Below are 17,895 nucleotides of genomic sequence, written 5' to 3'. Positions count from 1 at the left end.
CGCGCTGCCGGTGCCCGCCAGTGCCGCACCGACGCCGAGGACTACGCCGAGCGGAGCCAGGGCTGCGCTGCCGGTGCCCGCTGCTGCGCTGCCGGTACCCGCCATTGCCGCGAAGGGGGCCGCGGCGACGCTGCCGGTGCCCAGTGCCACGAGGCCGGTGCTGAGCAGGGCCGCAAGGCTGATGCCGACTGCCGCGCTGCCGGTGCCGAGCGCCCCGATGGGCGTCGCGGTGTTGCCCGCGGTGGGGGACAGGAGCGTATGCAGTACCGCGCGGCTGGAATTGTTCGCTGTGCCATGGGAATTCGCGATGGCGGTGCCCGGTGTCGCACGGTCGGTGATCGCAGGAAGGCCGAGCACGTCGTTCGCCGGGGAGCCCGGCGTCGCCGCTGCGGCCAGGGCAGGACAGATCAGTACGGTGGCCGCGATGGCCGTTCGGAGCACGTACATGCGGAGCGCCTTCCTCCCGAGCCGCCGCACGACGGATCGTCGTCGGCTGACGATTGGTATGGCAAACCTGGTGACGCTGTCGATGGCCAACTTACAAGCAACTTTTTGACAGCGCCGCCGGAATTGCTGATTTCGCGAATAACGCTCGCACTACTATTTGCGACCGGCGACTTCGCGATTGAATATCTCGGGAAGTTTTCCTTTTTGGAGTTCGGTGTCATATTGCCTGCGAAGGCCCAGAAAGATTGATTGCTAATCGAATAGCGCCGGTGTAGTCGCCATCGGGTTTCGCGGCCGATACCGCCGTTGCGGCCGATCGTCGGACAACGACGAACGCGGCACCAGCGGGTAGCCGATACCGCGTCAGGTCGATGCAGTTGTGGTCGGAGGGGTTTCGGGTCACCGGGCGCGGCGCAAGCCCAGGTACTGCAACGCCGCGAAGCCGCCGACGGTCGCTGCCTGCATGACCGTCCAGACGCTGCCGACCAGGTTCAGGTCGAGTGCGCCCTCGACCAGTGCAGCCAGGCTGAGCACCGCCCATGCCGCGTTACCTGCGATGACGACGCGGACCATGGCGGAGTTGATGTTCGCCGGTGCGCTGATGAGGGCGACGCCGAGGCCGTAGAGGGTGAGAAAGACGCCGATCGGAATGCCGATGCGGCTGTCGAGGCCGAGCAGCGATTCCAGCGGGCCGGAGAGTGCGAGGTAGGCGAGGCCGTTGACGCCGGTGACCACCGCGTCGACCCGCAGCGACATGCGCAGCAAGGCGGGTCCTGGGGCGCGGAGGGTATCGAGGTAGGCCGGGGCCGTGATCGTCATGGTGCGGTACTTCCTTCTGGTGGAACGAGATTCAGGGGATAGCGGAGTCAGGCCGCGTCGGGGACCTTGTCGAGGAAGCCGAGAACCTTGGCGATGCGGCCGTTTTCGACCACCGCGACGTCGAAGCCGACCACCACGGCTGGTCCGTCGACCGGGCCGAGGTTCCAGGTGAAGCGCACCTGATCGTGGTGGGCATCGACCGGGCCTGCGAGGGTGAAGGTCCAGCCGGGGAACTGGGCATGCACGCCGGCGATGGCCGCGTCGAGCTCGTCGTGGCCGGTGACCGCGACCAGCGGGTCCACATAGCCGACCGACTCGGTGAAGACGCGGGCGATGGCGGCCTTGCGGGCGGCGGCGTCGGTGGTGTTCCAGGCTTCCAGGTACTGCGCGACGAGAGTGTTCATGGTGGCCTCCAAGGCTGCTGATCTGCGGTTTCTTTGTGTCCTGCTGGACAAGAACTACGTTATGGGTCGGCATGGGGGTGCTGAATCAGTCGCCTATCAGTACTTTCGGCGGCGGTATACGTATGCCGCCGCATTCGGCAGTTCGGAGGTAGGCCGAAGGTGTTGTGCCCGCTCGCGTTGCGGTAGTACGCCGCGGGTCCGCACTAGGGTGGGTCGGCATGGACACCGCCGCGGTAGCGCCGTCGCAGGCCGCGCCCCCGCGGCCTGCGATGACGGCGTCGCCGCGGTGGCCGCGACCCGTCGTCGTTGCGGCGGGCCTGATCGCGCTGCAGCTGGTGCTTCGTGGCTGGGTGGCGGGCAGTGGCTACTTCTACTGGGATGACCTGATCCTGGTCGGCCGGGCAGGCCGATATCCGTTGCTGTCCGCAGAGCTGTTGTTGCACAACCACGATGGGCATTTCATGCCGCTCGCCTTCGCCACCGCATGGCTGGTGAACGCGGTGTCGCCGCTGGCGTGGATCGGCCCGGTGCTCTCGCTGCTCGTCCTGCAGCTCGCGGTCGCGGTGTCGGTGCTGCGCATGCTGGTCGTGCTGATGGGCGCGCGGTGGGCGCTGCTCGTCCCCTTCACGTTCTTCCTGTTCTCGCCGGTGACGTTGCCTGCGTTCGCGTGGTGGTCGGCCGCATTGAACGCGCTGCCACTGCAATTCGCGCTCGCCTGGGTGATCGGGGACGCGGTGCTGCTGGTGCGCACCGGTCGGCGGCGATACGCCTGGTCCGGGATTGTCGTGCTCGTGGTGGCGCTGCTGTTCTTCGAGAAGTCGGTGATCATCCCGTTCATCGCGTTCGCCGTCGCGGTGCTCGCCGACTATGTCGACGGGCGAGAATCCGCTGTGCGCACGGTGATTCGTCGTGGTGGACGGCTGTGGGCCGGCTCGGTCGTTGCCGTGCTGTGCTGGCTGGCCGGGTATCTCGCGGTGATCGGCGTCTCCGGCCTCCAGCACCGCCCGCAGGACGTGCGTGATCTGCTGCCCAACGCGACCTCGCTCGGGGTGGTGCCCGCGGTGGTCGGCGGGCCGTGGCGGTGGGAGCGCTGGTTGCCCGCGGCGCCGTGGGCCGATCCGCCGAGCTCAGCGGTGATCGTGGCGTGGATCGTGCTGATTGTGCTTGCGGCACTGTCGATTCGGCAGCGGCGTCGGGTCTGGACGGTGTGGGTGCTTGCCGCCGCCGCGGTGGTCTTGATGCAGATTCCGGTGGCGCTTGTCCGCGGTGGGCCGAACACCGCGGCGGAGCTCATGCAGTCGCTGCGGTATTTCGCCGACCTAGGGGTGACGTTGTCCGCGGCGGGCGCGCTGGTCCTGCAGGGAAGTCCGCGTCGCTCCGCGCGAATGCCTGGTCCGCGCAGTGCGATTCCGCTGCTGGTTGCGTTTGTCGTGAGCAGTCTGTGCTCCACCTACACGTTCGTCGGCTCATGGCGGCCCAGTCCGACCAAAACGTATGTGACGAACGTGAAGTCGGCCCTCGACGGCTGGGATGGTGTGCCACTGCTCGAACAGGAGGTCCCGTGGAATGTCCTGAATCCCCTTGCCTACCCACAGAATCTGGCCGGTCAGGTGCTCTCGCCCATCGCCGCGCCCGGCGCCTTCGCCGATTCGACGCCGCACCTGCGCATGATCACCGACACCGGCCGGATCGTCGAGGCACAGGTCTGGTGGAACCGGCGCATCGTTCCTGCGCCGGACCCGCACTGTGGATATCGAATCCAGGGTGGTGATCCGGTCTCGCTGCTCCTCGACGGCCCGATGCTCGAGCACGAATGGACGGCACAGCTCAACTACCTCGCCAGTCGGGACGGCCGGATCCTCGTCGCTTTCGAACACGGCAGATTCGTGGTGGTGCCGGTGCGTCAAGGCTTGAACACCGTGTTCGTCCGTTTGGTCGGCAGCGGCGCTGCGCTGCGCGTCGCCTCCTACACCGAGGGGCTCGTCGTCTGCCTCGGCTCAGGGCCGGTCGGCGTCGCCTCCTACGACAACTAGTCGCTGCGGGCCTGCCGACCACGGTCACTAGTGTCGCGAGCATGGGAATCACGCTCAGCGATGCCACCATCGCCCTGCTCGACGGCAAGAACTACGCGGTGCTCGCCACGCTGAATGCCGATGGCAGTCCGCAGACTTCGGCGATGTGGGTCGGCCGCGACGGCAACGACCTGCTGTTCTCCACCCTCGAGGGCAGGCTCAAGCACCGAAACATGCTGCGCGACCCACGCGTCAGCGTGACCGTCATCGACTTCGCAGACGGCGAGAACTACGTCGAGCTGCGCGGCACCGCCACCATCACCCACGACACGAATCTCCGAGTAGGCCACCAGCTGTCCTGGAAATACGACGGCAAAGACCACGACGAGCCAGCCCCAAACCAAACCCGCGTCGCAGTCCGCATCGAAGTAACCAAAGCCACCGGCTACGCCGCCTAGGCACGGATCATCATGTCCAATCGGTGATCGACTGAGCGGACCGACCCGTACCATCACGACATGGGGGAGATCTTTGATCATCTCAGACGCATGTTGGGGCTCTTCGCTGGAGCGCTCGAGTATCTGAGCCCTCGGGGAGTTCCGTGGCCGCTGACCTTCGCGCTGGTCTTCCCGGTCGTACTAGCGGTATTGGCCGTGATGGTGTGGTGGTCTCGTGGGAACATCTGGCCCGTATTTTGCGGATATCCCCTCACGTCTACCGGTCGTCCCTGCCGCAACCGCGTGCTCGGGGAATGGCGGCGTTGTCACCATCATCGGCCGGGGCGACGCCGTCGCAACGGCAGGGAGATACGGAAGTTGTTGCGCTGGCAGACAGTTCGGCGCGGTGGCATTATCGAACGAGACGACATCATCGGCCGTGGTTTCCTGCGTGGACGGTCTCAGGTGCGTGGCTTGATGTACTACCGGGGCTTTGCGCGACCACCGCGGAATGTCGCGACCTTCTGGTCGAGTTGGCTCAGTGAACGTCGAGATGACGCGCGCAAGCTGGTTGCTCAGCTAAGCGACCAAGGAGGATTCAACCTTCGAGCGCTATTCGCGGGCCCAGCGAGCCCGTCAGCACGGGTTGGGGTGTCTGTTCGACTCACACAGGTGATCTGGGCAACCAGACTCACGCTGTTGTTGGCCATGATCGGTCTGGTGCTGGTGGCATTCGGGGAGTGGCGTGGTTACCCGCCCAAGAGTCCCTTCAGCTACTTCCCCACGTTCGTGTTTGTCGCGGCATGGGCGGTGGTGCGCTGGGGGATTTGGGTCGAGGCAACAGGTGAGCCACGGCGGCCTGGGTGGCGAGAGCACTGGCTGCGGAAGGCGACCGACCAGGCACTGCGTTGGTTCGGCTCCTTCATCGTCATCTCGATACTGTTCGGCTTGCTGCTCGACCACTTGGAAAAGTTTCCGTTCCGCCGAGGATGAGCTTTCCGTTTCGCGAGGGGCTCAATTGCGAACAGTGAAGGCCGCCCCCATCTCTCGATGGAGGCGGCCTTTGGGTTCAGCTGGGGCTAGCGGGTGAAGAGCAGGGCGCGCTTGACTTCCTGGATGGCCTTGGTGACTTCGATGCCGCGGGGGCAGGCGTCGGTGCAGTTGAAGGTGGTGCGGCAGCGCCAGACACCTTCGACGTCGTTGAGGATGTCGAGACGCTCGCGGGCGCCTTCGTCGCGGCTGTCGAAGATGAAGCGGTGCGCGTTGACGATGGCGGCGGGACCGAAGTAGCTGCCGTCGCTCCAGTACACGGGGCAGGAGGTGGTGCAGCAGGCACAGAGGATGCACTTGGTGGTGTCATCGAAGCGCGCACGGTCGGCCTGGCTTTGGATCCGTTCGCGGGTCGGCTCGTTCCCCGAGGTCATCAGGTACGGCTTCACCGCGCGGAACGCGTCGAAGAACGGCTCCATGTTCACCACGAGATCCTTCTCCACGGGCAGGCCGCGGATCGGCTCGACGGTGATCGTCAATGCCTTGTCGCCCTTGGGCAGCATGTCCTTCATCAGCACCTTGCAGGCCAACCGGTTCACCCCGTTGATCCGCATCGCGTCGGACCCGCACACGCCGTGCGCGCAGGAACGACGGAAGGTGAGCGTGCCGTCCAGATAGGACTTGATGTAGATCAGCACGTTCAGGAAGCGGTCGGTCGACAGGACCGGCACCTGGAACGACTCCCAGTGCGCACCCTTCTCGTCCTCCGGATTGAACCGGGCGACCTTGACGGTGACCATCACCGACCCCTCGGGAACAGGGGCGGCCTTGGCCGGGGGTGTCTCGAGTACGGCAGTCATCAGTACTTACGCTCCATCGGCTCGTAACGGGTCTGCACCACCGGCTTGAAGTCGAGGCGGATGTCGGAGAGAAGTTCCGGCCCGGCCTTGTAGGCCATCGTGTGGCGCATGAAGTTCACGTCGTCGCGGTCCGGGTAGTCCTCGCGCGCATGACCGCCACGCGATTCCTTCCGGTTGAGCGCCCCGACGACGGTGACCTCGGCGAGCTCGAGCAGGAAGCCGAGCTCTACTGCTTCGAGCAGGTCGCTGTTGTAGCGCTTGCCCTTGTCCTGCACCGTGATCCGCGTGTAGCGCTCCTTGAGCACGTGGATGTCGGTGAGGGCCTGCTTCAGGGTGTCCTCGGTGCGGAACACGGCGGCGTTCATATCCATCGTGTACTGCAGTTCGGTCCTGATGTCGGCGACGCGTTCGTTGCCGTGATCGGACAGGATCAGCGTGAGCCAGTCCTGCACCATCCGCGCCGGGTTCTCCGGCATCTCCACGAACTCGGTGCGCTGCGCGTATTCGGCGGCGGCGATACCGGAGCGGCGGCCGAACACGTTGATGTCGAGCAGCGAGTTGGTGCCGAGGCGGTTGGAGCCGTGCACCGAGACGCACGCGCATTCGCCTGCGGCGTACAGGCCCGGCACCACGTCGGTGTTGTTGCGCAGCACCTCGCCGCGGATCTTGGTCGGGATGCCACCCATCACGTAGTGACAGGTCGGCATGACCGGCACCAGCTCGGTCACCGGGTCGACACCGAGGTAGGTGCGGGCGAATTCGGTGATGTCGGGCAGCTTCTCCTCGAGCACGTCCTCGCCGAGGTGGGTCACGTCGATGTAGACGTAGTCCTTGTTCGGCCCGGCGCCACGGCCTTCCAGCACCTCGAGCACCATCGAGCGGGCGACGATGTCACGCGGCGCGAGGTCCTTGATGGTGGGGGCGTAGCGCTCCATGAACCGCTCGCCGCTGGCGTTGCGCAGGATGCCGCCCTCGCCGCGCACGGCCTCCGAGATGAGGATGCCGAGCCCGGCCAGGCCCGTCGGATGGAACTGGTGGAATTCCATGTCCTCCAGCGGCAGACCCTTGCGGAACACGATCGCCATGCCGTCGCCGGTCAGCGTGTGCGCATTCGAGGTGGTCTTGTACATCCGGCCCGAGCCGCCGGTCGCGAAGATGATCGACTTGGCGTGGAAGACGTGGATGTCGCCGGTGGCCAGCTCGTAGGCGACGACACCGGTCGCGACGGGGCCGCGGTCGGTCTCGCTCATCACCAGGTCGAGCACGTAGAACTCGTTGTAGAACTCCACGTCGTGCTTGACGCAGTTCTGGTAGAGCGTCTGCAGGATCATGTGACCGGTGCGGTCGGCGGCGTAACACGCGCGGCGGACCGGGGCCTTGCCGTGGTCGCGGGTGTGCCCGCCGAACCGGCGCTGGTCGATCTTGCCTTCCGGCGTCCTGTTGAACGGCAGACCCATCTTCTCCAGGTCCATCACCGCGTCGATGGCCTCCTTGGCCATGATCTCCGCGGCATCCTGGTCGACCAGGTAGTCGCCACCCTTGACGGTGTCGAAGGTGTGCCATTCCCAGTTGTCTTCTTCGACGTTCGCCAGCGCGGCGCACATGCCACCCTGTGCCGCGCCGGTGTGGCTGCGGGTCGGGTACAGCTTGGTCAGCACTGCGGTGCGCGCCCGGGGCCCTGCCTCGATCGCCGCGCGCATGCCTGCGCCACCGGCACCGACGATCACGACGTCGTAGCGATGCTCCTGAATCCGCGAGTCACTCATCGGAGGTGGCCTGTTCCTAACTGATGTTGGGGTCGAAGGTGAAGATGACGTACGTGCCGACGGCGAGGATGAGGATCATCGAGATCGCCAGCAACGTGTTCAGCCAGAACCGCGTCGAGTCTTTGCGCGAGTAGTCCGCGATCACCGTGCGCAGGCCGTTGCCGCCGTGCAGCTGGGCCAGCCAGAGCATGGTCAGGTCCCAGAGCTGCCAGAACGGGCTGGCCCAGCGACCAGCGACGAAGCCGAAGTTGAGCCGCTTCACGCCGCCGTCGAGCAGCAGCATGATCGACATGTGGCCGAGCACGAGCACGATCAGCAGCAGGCCCGAGAAGCGCATGAACAGCCACGCGTACTTCTCGAAGTTGTTGTTCGAGCGGGCGCGGGGCGAGCGCGGCGAGTCGAGGCTGGCCGGCCGGTCGTAAGACTTGCCCAGAACGGGTGCGCTCATCTCAGTGCTCCGTAAAGAGGTAGAAGAACATGCGACCGATCGCCGGTGCTGCGAGCACGAAGACGATCGCGAGGACGACCCACAGCATCGTGCGCTGGTACTTCGGGCCCTTGGCCCAGAAATCCACCAGGATCACGCGGACGCCGTTGAGCGCGTGGAACAGCACGCAGACGACAAGGCCCATTTCCATCAGGGCGACGATGGGGGTCTTGTAGGTCTCGATCGCCCGGTTGTAGGTGTCGGGGCTGACCCGGACCAGCGCGGTATCCAAGACGTGCACGAAAAGGAAGAAGAAGATCGTGACACCGGTGATCCGGTGCAGCGCCCAGGACCACATGCCCGGGTCGCCTCGGTACAGCGTCTTCCGCTTCGGCTTGGCCGGAGCTTCTATCGTGGTCATAGAGTGCGGTGCCTCCAACGTCGTTGATGGACCCGGTTCACAGATCCGAAGCTGGCTGCGTTGGGGGCAAATGCCCAGGTGGTTGCGCCTTGTTAGGGGCGCTGGCCCGCCGCCGGGACCCTGAACCGATCTAAGTTGGACTCTAATCCTCGAGGTTTGCCGGAACTAATTCGGCGTGCCGTGCGTTGCGCTACAGTCGGGCGGGTTAGGTTTGCCTTTCTTGGTGCTGGAAGGGTTCAACCGTTGGCCTTGTACGGCCAGGTTCGGGACGGTCGAGAAGAGGTTCCCCATGTCGGAAATCGACTGGAAATCCCTGCGTGACAACGCTATTCAAGTCATGGCCCATGCCTATGCGCCGTACTCGCGGTTTCCGGTCGGCGCGGCGGCTCTCAGTGTCGACGGCCGAATTGTGCGCGGCTGCAATGTGGAAAATGTCTCATATGGTTTGGGCCTGTGTGCCGAATGTGTACTCGTCGGTAACTTGCATTCGTCGGGCGGAGGCCGGCTGCTCGCCGTTGCGGTCTGCGATTCCCGCGGCGAAATCCTGATGCCCTGCGGACGATGCCGCCAACTCCTCTACGAACACGGCGGGCCCGACCTCATGATCGACCACAAAGGCGGACCCATCCCGCTGAGCTCCCTACTGCCCGACGCCTTCGGCCCCGACGACCTGGACGCCGGACAGATCTGACGATCAGCAGTTCTCGTCGAGTGCCGCGTCGATCTCGGCTTCGGTGGGCATGGTCAGCATCAGAGCATCGATGATGCGCAGAGGCTATCGAAGCCCACCGACAAGAACCAGGGGTGCGAGTGCGTCTCGTGTCAGACTGGCCGATGTGACGGCATTGGACGCGGTTTCGATCATCACGACCAAGCGGGACGGCGGCGAGCTGTCGGACGCGCAGATCGACTGGGTGGTCGACGGATTCACGCACGGGGTGGTGGCCGACGAGCAGATGTCGGCGCTGGCGATGGCGATCGTGTGGCGCGGGATGACGCGCAGGGAGACGGCACGGTGGACCACCGCGATGATCGCGTCCGGTCGCCGGATGGATTTCACCGATCTGCCGCGGCCGACCGTGGACAAGCATTCGACAGGCGGGGTGGGGGACAAGATCACGCTGCCGCTGGCGCCGCTGGTCGCCGCGTGCGGTGCGGCGGTCCCGCAGCTGTCCGGGCGCGGCCTCGGGCACACCGGCGGCACCCTGGACAAGCTGGAGGCCATCCCAGGCTGGCAGGCCGATGTGCCGGTGCCCCGGATGCGTGAGCTGCTCGCCGATCCCGCGGTCGGCGCGGTGGTGTGCGCGGCGGGCGCCGATCTCGCCCCGGCCGACAAGCGCCTCTACGCGCTGCGTGACGTCACCGGCACGGTCGAATCCATCCCGCTGATCGCCAGCTCGATCATGAGCAAGAAGATCGCCGAGGGCACCGCCGCGCTGGTGCTCGACGTGAAGGTCGGCGCAGGCGCCTTCCTGAAGACGCTCGACGGTGCCCGCGAATTGGCAACGGCCATGGTCGAATTGGGCACCGACGCCGGCGTGCGGACGGTCGCGTTGCTGACCGCCATGGATACACCGCTCGGCCGCACCGCAGGCAACGCGCTGGAGGTGGCCGAGTCGGTCGAGGTGCTCGCGGGCGGCGGACCCGCTGACGTCGTCGAGCTGACGATCACTCTTGCCCGCGAAATGGTCACTCTCGCAGGCATAGACGTCGATCCGGCCGATGTGCTCGCCGACGGCCGGGCGATGGACCACTGGCGCGCCATGGTCCGTGCACAGGGCGGCGACCCGGACGCGGCCCTGCCGACGGCGAAGCACACCGAGGTGGTGCGCGCCGACCGGGCAGGCGTGCTGACCCGGCTCGACGCCATGGGCGTCGGCATCGCCGCATGGCGTCTCGGTGCGGGCCGGGCCAGGCAGGGAGATCCGGTGCAGGCAGGCGCCGGGATCGAAATGCACGTCAAGCCGGGTGATTTCGTGTCCGAAGGGCAGCCGCTGCTCACGTTGCACACCGATACGCCGGATGCCTTCGCCGGTGCCGCGGCTGCGGTGGACGACGCCATCACCGTCGGCGAGCCGGACGGCAAGCCCGCGGCGCCGCTGCTGCTCGGGCGGATCGGCGCCTGAACGGCCTTGTCCGGCAGCTGTTTCCGATGCCGACCGTTGTCCGACGGTCAGTGTGCGGCGCCGAAGATGGGCCGGCCGGCGTCGTCTGCGATTTCGTCGGCGGGTGCGCCAGTGTTCTGCGCGGCGGCCAACTTCCAGGTTCCGTCTTCCTTCGTCATGACCCACATCGGGGTGCCGATGTCCTTGCCCTCGGGGGTGTGGTAGATCTGGCGCACTTTGACGGCTGCCACATCGGGACGCAGGTACAGCACGTACTCCAGCTCGAAAGTCACTGAGAGGCCCTGCATTCCGCCGGGCAGCACCTGCCTGGTGAACTCGGCGATCGCGTCGCGGCCGAACAGGCGTTTGCCGCCGCCGGTGGTCCAGATGGCGTCGGCCCGGAACAGTGCGAGGAATTCGTCGATCAGCTCGTTGTTCTGGGCGTGCTCGACGGTGTCGATGATCTGCTGGAACGCCGCGAGGTCGGCGGCGCGGGTCTGGGTGTCGATGTCGATGATGCTCATGGTGACCAGCCTGGAACATGAACAATGATTGAGGTCAAGCCGATTCGGTGAAGATGTGCTGACCTGTGCGTATCCACCGGGTCGGCGATAGACCCGTACCGGGTACGGGGTGTCCGGCGGTGGTCCGGATCGCAGTGCGCCGGCAACGAGATGGTTGCCACTCACCTCAGTCGGATGCCGTTGCGGCCCGGTGCGGCTACCGTCGTTACATGACTGGACCGACCGCATTGACCCTTGCCTCGATCCGACAGGCGCCAAAAGCGCTGCTGCACGACCACCTCGACGGTGGTCTACGGCCCGCGACAGTGCTGGAGCTTGCCGCCGAGTGCGGCTACGAGGACCTACCCGCCACCGACGAGGCGGCACTGGCCGCCTGGTTCCGTGACGCGGCCGACAGCGGATCGCTGGAACTCTATCTGGAAACTTTCGCGCACACCGTCGCCGTCATGCAGACGCCGGAGGGGCTGCGGAGGGTGGCCCGCGAATGCGCGGAGGACCTGTCCGCCGACGGCGTGGTGTACGCCGAAGTACGGTTCGCCCCCGAACAGCACCTGGAACGCGGCCTGACCCTCGACGAGGTCGTCGAGCACACCCTGGCCGGGTTCCGCGAGGGCGAGGCGGCCGCCGCGGCGGCCGGTCGCCCGATCGTGGTGACCTGCCTGCTCACCGCGATGCGGCACGCGGCACGCTCGCGCGAGATCGCCGAGCTCACCGTGCGGTGGCGCGATCGCGGCGTCGGCGGCTTCGATATCGCGGGCGCCGAGGCCGGGTACCCGCCGAGCAGGCACCTGGACGCGTTCGAGTACATGCGAGCCAACAGCGCGCACTTCACCATTCACGCGGGTGAGGCGTTCGGCCTGCCGTCGATCCACGAGGCGCTGGCGTTCTGCGGCTGCGATCGGCTCGGGCACGGCGTGCGCATCACCGACGACATCAGCGTGCCCGGCGCGATCGAGGACGCCCGGCTCGGGCTCGTCGCCAACTACGTGCGCGACATGCGTATCCCGCTCGAGCTCTGTCCGTCCTCGAATGTGCAGACCGGCGCGGTGCCCTCGCTGGACAAGCACCCGTTCGACCTGCTGGCCCGGCTGCGGTTCCGAGTGACGGTCAACACCGACAACCGGCTGATGAGTGACACCACCATGAGCCAGGAGATGCTCAAGCTGGCCGACACGTTCGGGTACGGCTGGAGTGATCTGGAGCGGTTCACCATCAATGCGATGAAGTCGGCGTTCATCCCGTTCCCTGAGCGGCTGCGCATCATCGACGACATCATCAAGCCCGGCTACGCGGTGCTGCTCGGGTAGTCGACGACAGCAACAGGGTCGATGTGAACCGGGTGACAGTCGGGTGGCGGCGGTCACCCGGTTCGCTAGCGTGAATGACATGGCGACCTTGCAGATCCCCGCCCGGTTCAACGGCCCACCCGATTCGGGCAACGGCGGCTACGTCGGCGGGCTGCTCGCCGAGCAGCACGCGGACGACGCGGTCACGGTGATCCTGCGCAGCCCGATCCCGCTGGACAAGCCGCTCGAGGTGCGTGACGGTCGGCTCTACGACGGCGACACCCTGGTCGCGGAGTCCCACCTCGGTGAATTTGCCAGGGACGTACCGCAATCCGTGCCGTACGCGACCGCGGCCGCCGCGGCGAGCTCCTACCAGAGCAACGAAATCTTCGCGTCCTGTTTCGTCTGCGGCGCCGCCCGCCAGGACGGTCTGCGTATCGAGGCGGGCACCGTCGGCGACAGCCGAGTTGCCGCGCCGTGGACGCCTGACGCCTCACTCCCGCTCGGCTCCGCCGTCCTGTGGGCCGCGATGGACTGCCCCGGCGGCTGGTCGCTGCCAGAGATGTTCGACCGTCCCGCCCTGCTCGGCTCGATGACCGCCGCCGTCGCCGATCTCCCCGAGGTCGGCGAACAGTGCGTCGTCATCGGCGAAAACCACGGCGAGCAGGGCCGAAAGTCCTTCGCCTCCACCGCCGTCTACGGCTCCGACGGCCGCCTACTAGGCCGCGCCGAACAAATCTGGATCCGCCTCAACTAAGCCCCACCCTCGCACGCCCGCACATCCGTCCCACAGACTGTCCGCACTATTCACAGCAGCTAGAACTGTTGCGAACAGTGCGCATCCTTTGTGGCACCTCGACATGCGCGCTCGAAACCAACGCGAACCGAAGTCCGGCAGCAGGGGCACCCGTCCCACAGGCCGTCCGCACTGCTTCACAGCAGTTGAAACTGTTGTGGGGAGTGCGCCTTCTCTGTGGCAACTCGACTCGTGTGCTCGGAACCGCAGCAACCCGAGGCCCGGCGACTGCGCAGGCTGTCCGCACGCTTCGTGTTGTGAGGGGTGTCGTTTTCGATCGCGCTCGGAACCGCAGCTTCTACTTCTGGTCGAGCCTGGCTTCGAAGTTGCGCTCCAGGTCCCGCCAGGACTGCGCCTCCGCGGTGTACGGCGGGTTGGGGGCCATCCTGGTCGGGTCCGGGTTCAGCAGGTACGAGACGTACCAGCCGAGCGGATTGGACTTGGCCAGCGCCTGTTCCACGGTCTCGTCGCCCGCATAGTCGGAGGCGTCGGTGAACAGTTCGACCGCGAGGTCGAGCTGCTCGATGTCGACGGCTTCCGGGCCTTCGGCCAGATCGTCGGCGAGGCCGGGCAGCACGTAGACGTTCTCGTCGGTGACCTCGATCTCGAGCGATCCGTCCACCGCGGCCGTCTGCACGTCGGCGAAGGTGCTCACCCTGGACAGCTCGTGCTCGTGGTCGTCGGCCAGGTAGCGGGCGAGGGCCCGCTCGGAGCCGAAGACCGAGATGGTGTTGTTGGCGCCGAGGAAGATCGGTTCGTCGTCGAGGTAGCAGCGCAGCGTGAAGAAGGTGCCGTCCGCGGTGACGATCTTGACCGGGTCGATGCCGACCTCGTTCCAGAACGACTCGTCCTCGTCCTCTTCTTCGTCCTCGTCCTCCGCGTCGAGGTCGACGGGCTCGAACTCCTCGTCCTCTTCGCTGTCGGCCGCGTCGTCGGCGTCGACCACGTTCTCCTCGGCGGCCAGCAGCTCGGCCTCGGCGACGGCGACGGCTTCCGCGTCGACGTCGGGAGTCTGCACGACCGAGTCGATGGCGTCGAGCACGTCGTCCCAGCCCTTGGCGATCGCGGCGCCGATCTGGTCCCAGAGGTCTTCACCGTCCCGGCCGATGAACGCGTTGATCCCGCCGGGCAGCGCGCCGAGCACCGGATGCGAGCCGAAGAACTTGGTCACCGTCTCCAGCTCGCACACCTCGCCGATGTTGCGAACCATGCTGAGCGTGTCTTCCAGCTCGGCAATGGCGTCGACGTCGGGGTCGCCTGCGGCCAGCTCGGGCACGGCGACCAGATCGAAGGAGAAGTTCTCCTCCGGCTCCAGTTCCACCGCCGAGAGCCCGGCGACCACCTTCCATGCCGGATGGTCGACGAGGTCGTTGTCGGAGTTGGTCCGGATGAACGCGGCCAGCTCCGCAACGGTCTCGAAACCGTAGAGGGAGTCCTCGTGTCCGAGGAACGCCTCCCACTCGTCGTCACCGTCTCGCCAGCGCGGTGCCCACAGGGTGACGAGATCGCCGTCGGTCAGGCCGAGCTCGATCGGGACGATGTCTCCAGAAGCCATGAGCGGAAGCCTATCGACCTTCCGTGTCAGGCACTATCCGGCCCGCCCCCAAGAGTTCCTTTCGCCTCGTTCGGCGCGGGAACAAATGACTCGTTCAGTGTCGCAACGACCTTCGAGCGCTGGTTGCTCGCGTCCTCCGCGGCCTGCTTGCACGCCCAGACGATCAGCTGTCCGACCTCGGCGGGTGGCAGCGAGGTGACCGATTCCGCGAGGGTCAATGCGACGAGTGCGCCGTCGCTGTCGACCTCGACGGTGACGCCGCCGTCCTCGGTGGTGTGGCGTCCGCGCACCTGCTTGAGGCCGTAGAGCGCGGCCTCGAGCGCTTCCAGTTTCTGGGTCGCGTTGGCGACCAGCGCGTCCATCTCCGCACTCATAGCTCCGCCTCGCCGACCGCTGTGCTCGTTGTTTGCTCGCCGTGCGTGCTCATACCGGCCTCATCCAGGTCGTCGGACCGGTGTCGGCGTCGTCGATCCGGTCCAGCTCGTCCACTGCCGCCTGGCGCGTCGGCAGGCCGAGCCGGTCGAGGATGTCGGCGGGCATGCCTGCCTCGGCGAGCAGCTCGCGGCGCCTCGCCTTCGCCGCGACGGTGGAACGCTTGGTGAGCCGCAGGATCTCGTTGGCGAGAGTCTGTGCGCCGTAACGGTATTCGCTGCGTTCGAACTTGATCTCCACCGGCATGCCCTGATCGGTGGCCCGCACCGAGATGGTGCCCGATCGGTTGGTGCTGCCCGCCACCGTGACGTTGGGCACTCCCGGCTGCTGCGGTTGAGTCATGCTGTCGGCCTATAGAAGCCGTAGAAACCCATCCCTGAGTTCTCCGTTCGAATTGAGCTGATTTGCACGGGGTCGCCTGCCTCGACGAACTGTCCGTTGCCGATCACCATGGCGACGTGGCCGTCCCAGATGGCCAGGTCGCCGGGCATCAGGTCGCCGGGGGAGACCGGAGAGCCGGTGGCCTGATCGGCGGCGAGGCGGGGAATCTCTACGCCCGCTTCGCCGTACGCGTATTTGGTCAGGCCGCTGCAGTCCAGTCCGGCGCCCGGCGTATTGCCGCCCCAGACGTACGGGGTGCCGACCGCGCTGATCGCCGACTTGACCGCGGTGGCGGCCTTCTCGTTCGGCGCCTCGACCTGGCTGCCGTCGGGCAGCGTGATCTTCACGCCCTTGCCGTCGGCGGACATCCCCGTCGACCCGGTCGGCGACTTCTGGGTGCCCTGCGTGCCCTTGGCACCGGTGCTGGTGTTCGTCGTCGACGGCATCGCGGTGCTCATCGCCGTGCTCATCAGGCTGCTCGCCATCGACCCTGCCCCGCTGAGTGCGCCGCTCGCCGTCGACATCAGCTGCTGCGCACCGGCGGTCGTCGTGCTCGGCACGCCGGCGAGCGAGGGGGTGGACGGCGCCGGGGTGAGCTCGTTCATGGATGCGGTCTGCGTGGTGAGTTCGTTGCGCACCCGGCCGACCACGTTGAGCGCCTGGCCGAGGTGGTCGATCGCGGAGCCGACGATCATCGTCATGCCCGCTGGCGTTGCCAGTGCGGGACCCGCGCTCGCCGCGGTGTTCACGAACGACTGCGCGATGCCGGTGAGCTCCTTCTGGCCCGTCTCGATCTCGGCGGCGGCCTGGTTCACCACGGTTGCCATGTCGTTGCCACGGTCGGAAATGGTGGCGGCGGAGGTCTGCACCCGCAGCGCCTTCGCGGTCGCGGCGTCGGCGGCCTGGCCGTCCCATGCCGTGTTCATGTTGTTGATGCTGTCGCGACCGAGCTGGTGGATCTGGTCGACCGCGCTGGAGGTGCTGCGCAACGCATCGGACGGGCCGCCGGTGGGCAGCACTCCGGAGCCGAAACTGGAGAGCAGGTCGAATATCGGCTTGGCCAGCGCGTCGAGATCAATCACAGGCTCACCCGTCCACTTCGGTGACCGCGCCGTGCAGCGATCCCGCGTTGTTCAAGTCCGTCTCGCTGAGCACCGTCGCCGCACCGGTCGCGGCGCCACCCACGCTGGTGAGTACGGCGGACAGCTGCCCGATGGCGGCCACCTGCCCAGCGTGCGCCGCGGCATAGGCGGCCATGAAATCCCCACCGATCAGCCCCATGATCGGTCCGAGCAGCGCAGGCTCTGCGGCCGCGGCGCTCACCCCGGCCGCGGCCAACTCCCCGGCCATCGTATGGGCGGTCGCGCCATAGGCTGCGATGCCCTCGGTGTCCGCAGACATCTTCCGCATCAGAGCTTCCCCCATCTGATCTGTTGTTCCCAGGCAGAGTACGTCATCCACTTGGTTCGACGCGCGTGCTTCCCCTTCGGTTCCCACCGAGGCGAAAAAACTTTCGCGACGCAGCGTCGGCGGCGGACCCACGATGACTTTATCGTTCCCTCATGCGTACTCACACCGTGGACCATCCGCTCGCCGCCACCCTGTTGACCACGATGCGAGACGAACGGACGGACAACTCCGCCTTCCGCGCCGCGCTGCGCGACCTCACCGGCATTCTCATCTACGAGGCACTGCGCGAGGCGCCGGTGTCGCGGTTCGAGGTCACCACGCCGGTCGAGGTCACCGAGGGCGTCCGGCTCGCGCAGCCACCGCTGCTCGTTCCGGTGCTGCGGGCAGGCCTCGGCATGGTCGACGCGGCGGCCCAGTTGATCCCCGATGCCAGGGTCGGGTTCGTCGGCATCGCCCGCGACGAGGACACCCACCAGCCGGTCCCGTACATGGAGTCACTGCCCGACAGCCTGGCCGACCTCCCCGTCTACGTCCTCGACCCGATGCTGGCCACCGGCGGCTCGATGCGCCACACCCTCGACCTGCTCGCCGCCCGCGGCGCCACCGACATCACCGCCGTCTGCGTCGTCGCGGCGCCGCAGGGAGTGGAGGCGCTTGCCGCGTCCGGTCACCCGGTGCGCCTGGTCACCGCCGCCATCGACGCGGGCCTCAACGAGAACGCCTACATCGTCCCTGGGCTCGGCGACGCGGGCGATCGCCAGTTCGGCCCGCGCTGAACCGGTCTCGCCCACCCGTCGCCCGACCACCACCCCTCATCGAGTCG

At 66.8% G+C, this 17,895-nt stretch carries 21 protein-coding genes; 8 read left to right on the top strand and 13 right to left on the bottom strand.

Annotated features, from left to right (window positions below; all coding sequences use genetic code 11):
* From NA11_RS34540 to NA11_RS34530, 3 genes are all read right to left on the bottom strand, one after another.
* Positions 1-447, bottom strand: a 447-nt coding sequence (locus NA11_RS34540) for a hypothetical protein (RefSeq protein ID WP_141718012.1), incomplete at its 3' end; no start/stop codon positions are given.
* A gap of 399 nt (positions 448-846) precedes the next feature.
* On the bottom strand, positions 847-1,266 hold the full coding sequence (locus NA11_RS34535; protein WP_069166257.1) for a hypothetical protein: 420 nt from the start codon (positions 1,264-1,266) through the stop codon (positions 847-849).
* 47 nt (positions 1,267-1,313) lie between these two features.
* Positions 1,314-1,670, bottom strand: a complete 357-nt coding sequence (locus tag NA11_RS34530; RefSeq protein ID WP_069166272.1) for a nuclear transport factor 2 family protein — start codon at positions 1,668-1,670, stop codon at positions 1,314-1,316.
* A 218-nt stretch (positions 1,671-1,888) separates the two neighbouring features.
* Between NA11_RS34530 and NA11_RS34525 the strand changes: the two genes are divergently transcribed.
* From NA11_RS34525 to NA11_RS34515, 3 genes are all read left to right on the top strand, one after another.
* Positions 1,889-3,703: a hypothetical protein gene (locus tag NA11_RS34525; protein ID WP_245746394.1), complete on the top strand. Its 1,815-nt coding sequence runs from the start codon at positions 1,889-1,891 to the stop codon at positions 3,701-3,703.
* Between the two features lie 41 nt (positions 3,704-3,744).
* Positions 3,745-4,140, top strand: coding sequence for a PPOX class F420-dependent oxidoreductase (locus NA11_RS34520; RefSeq protein WP_069166256.1), 396 nt, complete (start codon positions 3,745-3,747; stop codon positions 4,138-4,140).
* A 651-nt stretch (positions 4,141-4,791) separates the two neighbouring features.
* The gene (locus NA11_RS34515) at positions 4,792-5,112 is read left to right on the top strand and encodes a hypothetical protein (protein WP_069166255.1); all 321 of its coding nucleotides are present in this window, start codon (positions 4,792-4,794) and stop codon (positions 5,110-5,112) included.
* Between the two features lie 86 nt (positions 5,113-5,198).
* Here NA11_RS34515 and NA11_RS34510 read toward each other — a convergent pair whose 3' ends face one another.
* From NA11_RS34510 to sdhC, 4 genes are read right to left on the bottom strand one after another with little or no spacing between them, the layout of a single operon-like run.
* Positions 5,199-5,969, bottom strand: coding sequence for a succinate dehydrogenase iron-sulfur subunit (locus NA11_RS34510; RefSeq protein WP_069166254.1), 771 nt, complete (start codon positions 5,967-5,969; stop codon positions 5,199-5,201).
* Positions 5,969-7,720, bottom strand: coding sequence for a succinate dehydrogenase flavoprotein subunit (gene sdhA, locus NA11_RS34505; RefSeq protein WP_069166270.1), 1,752 nt, complete (start codon positions 7,718-7,720; stop codon positions 5,969-5,971). Before sdhA ends, NA11_RS34510 begins: the two co-directional genes overlap by 1 nt.
* Before the next feature lie 31 nt (positions 7,721-7,751).
* Entirely contained in the window at positions 7,752-8,183 is a 432-nt protein-coding gene (locus NA11_RS34500) for a succinate dehydrogenase hydrophobic membrane anchor subunit (RefSeq protein WP_069166253.1), read from the bottom strand.
* 1 nt (position 8,184) lies between these two features.
* Entirely contained in the window at positions 8,185-8,583 is a 399-nt protein-coding gene (sdhC, locus tag NA11_RS34495; RefSeq protein ID WP_084655303.1) for a succinate dehydrogenase, cytochrome b556 subunit, read from the bottom strand.
* 289 nt (positions 8,584-8,872) lie between these two features.
* On the opposite strand from sdhC, the gene NA11_RS34490 reads away from it, so the two are divergent.
* Positions 8,873-9,274: a cytidine deaminase gene (locus tag NA11_RS34490; protein ID WP_069166252.1), complete on the top strand. Its 402-nt coding sequence runs from the start codon at positions 8,873-8,875 to the stop codon at positions 9,272-9,274.
* A 145-nt stretch (positions 9,275-9,419) separates the two neighbouring features.
* Positions 9,420-10,709 carry a thymidine phosphorylase gene (locus NA11_RS34485; RefSeq protein WP_069166251.1) on the top strand — a complete coding sequence of 430 codons (1,290 nt, stop codon included), beginning with the start codon at positions 9,420-9,422 and terminating at the stop codon, positions 10,707-10,709.
* A 47-nt stretch (positions 10,710-10,756) separates the two neighbouring features.
* On the opposite strand, the gene NA11_RS34480 is transcribed toward NA11_RS34485, so the two are convergent.
* The gene (locus NA11_RS34480) at positions 10,757-11,212 is read right to left on the bottom strand and encodes an SgcJ/EcaC family oxidoreductase (protein ID WP_069166250.1); all 456 of its coding nucleotides are present in this window, start codon (positions 11,210-11,212) and stop codon (positions 10,757-10,759) included.
* 209 nt (positions 11,213-11,421) lie between these two features.
* Between NA11_RS34480 and NA11_RS34475 the strand changes: the two genes are divergently transcribed.
* Together NA11_RS34475 and NA11_RS34470 are read left to right on the top strand one after the other, a co-directional pair.
* Complete coding sequence (locus NA11_RS34475) at positions 11,422-12,519, top strand: adenosine deaminase (RefSeq protein WP_069166249.1); 1,098 nt, start codon at positions 11,422-11,424, stop codon at positions 12,517-12,519.
* 79 nt (positions 12,520-12,598) lie between these two features.
* A complete protein-coding gene (locus tag NA11_RS34470) occupies positions 12,599-13,255 on the top strand; it encodes a hypothetical protein (RefSeq protein ID WP_069166268.1) in 657 nt (218 codons plus the stop codon).
* A gap of 337 nt (positions 13,256-13,592) precedes the next feature.
* On the opposite strand, the gene NA11_RS34465 is transcribed toward NA11_RS34470, so the two are convergent.
* From NA11_RS34465 to NA11_RS34445, 5 genes are read right to left on the bottom strand one after another with little or no spacing between them, the layout of a single operon-like run.
* Positions 13,593-14,849 carry a SatS C-terminal domain-containing protein gene (locus NA11_RS34465; RefSeq protein WP_069166248.1) on the bottom strand — a complete coding sequence of 419 codons (1,257 nt, stop codon included), beginning with the start codon at positions 14,847-14,849 and terminating at the stop codon, positions 13,593-13,595.
* A gap of 26 nt (positions 14,850-14,875) precedes the next feature.
* On the bottom strand, positions 14,876-15,223 hold the full coding sequence (locus tag NA11_RS34460) for a YbaB/EbfC family nucleoid-associated protein (protein WP_069166247.1): 348 nt from the start codon (positions 15,221-15,223) through the stop codon (positions 14,876-14,878).
* 49 nt (positions 15,224-15,272) lie between these two features.
* The gene (locus tag NA11_RS34455) at positions 15,273-15,623 is read right to left on the bottom strand and encodes a hypothetical protein (RefSeq protein ID WP_069166246.1); all 351 of its coding nucleotides are present in this window, start codon (positions 15,621-15,623) and stop codon (positions 15,273-15,275) included.
* Entirely contained in the window at positions 15,620-16,744 is a 1,125-nt protein-coding gene (locus NA11_RS34450; protein ID WP_069166245.1) for a C40 family peptidase, read from the bottom strand. The genes NA11_RS34455 and NA11_RS34450 overlap by 4 nt, the downstream gene beginning before the upstream one ends.
* 4 nt (positions 16,745-16,748) lie before the next feature.
* Positions 16,749-17,072 carry a type VII secretion target gene (locus NA11_RS34445; protein WP_069166267.1) on the bottom strand — a complete coding sequence of 108 codons (324 nt, stop codon included), beginning with the start codon at positions 17,070-17,072 and terminating at the stop codon, positions 16,749-16,751.
* A 152-nt stretch (positions 17,073-17,224) separates the two neighbouring features.
* Here NA11_RS34445 and upp point away from each other — a divergent pair, with 152 nt between their 5' ends.
* Positions 17,225-17,848: a uracil phosphoribosyltransferase gene (gene upp, locus NA11_RS34440; RefSeq protein ID WP_069166244.1), complete on the top strand. Its 624-nt coding sequence runs from the start codon at positions 17,225-17,227 to the stop codon at positions 17,846-17,848.
* Positions 17,849-17,895 lie beyond the last annotated feature (47 nt).

Origin of the sequence: Nocardia altamirensis NBRC 108246 (assembly GCF_001612685.1) — a bacterium.
GTDB classification, from domain to species: Bacteria; Actinomycetota; Actinomycetes; order Mycobacteriales; family Mycobacteriaceae; genus Nocardia; species Nocardia altamirensis.
The sequence above is the reverse complement of the archived record's forward strand: the minus strand, read 5'-3'. Positions and strand labels throughout refer to the sequence as shown.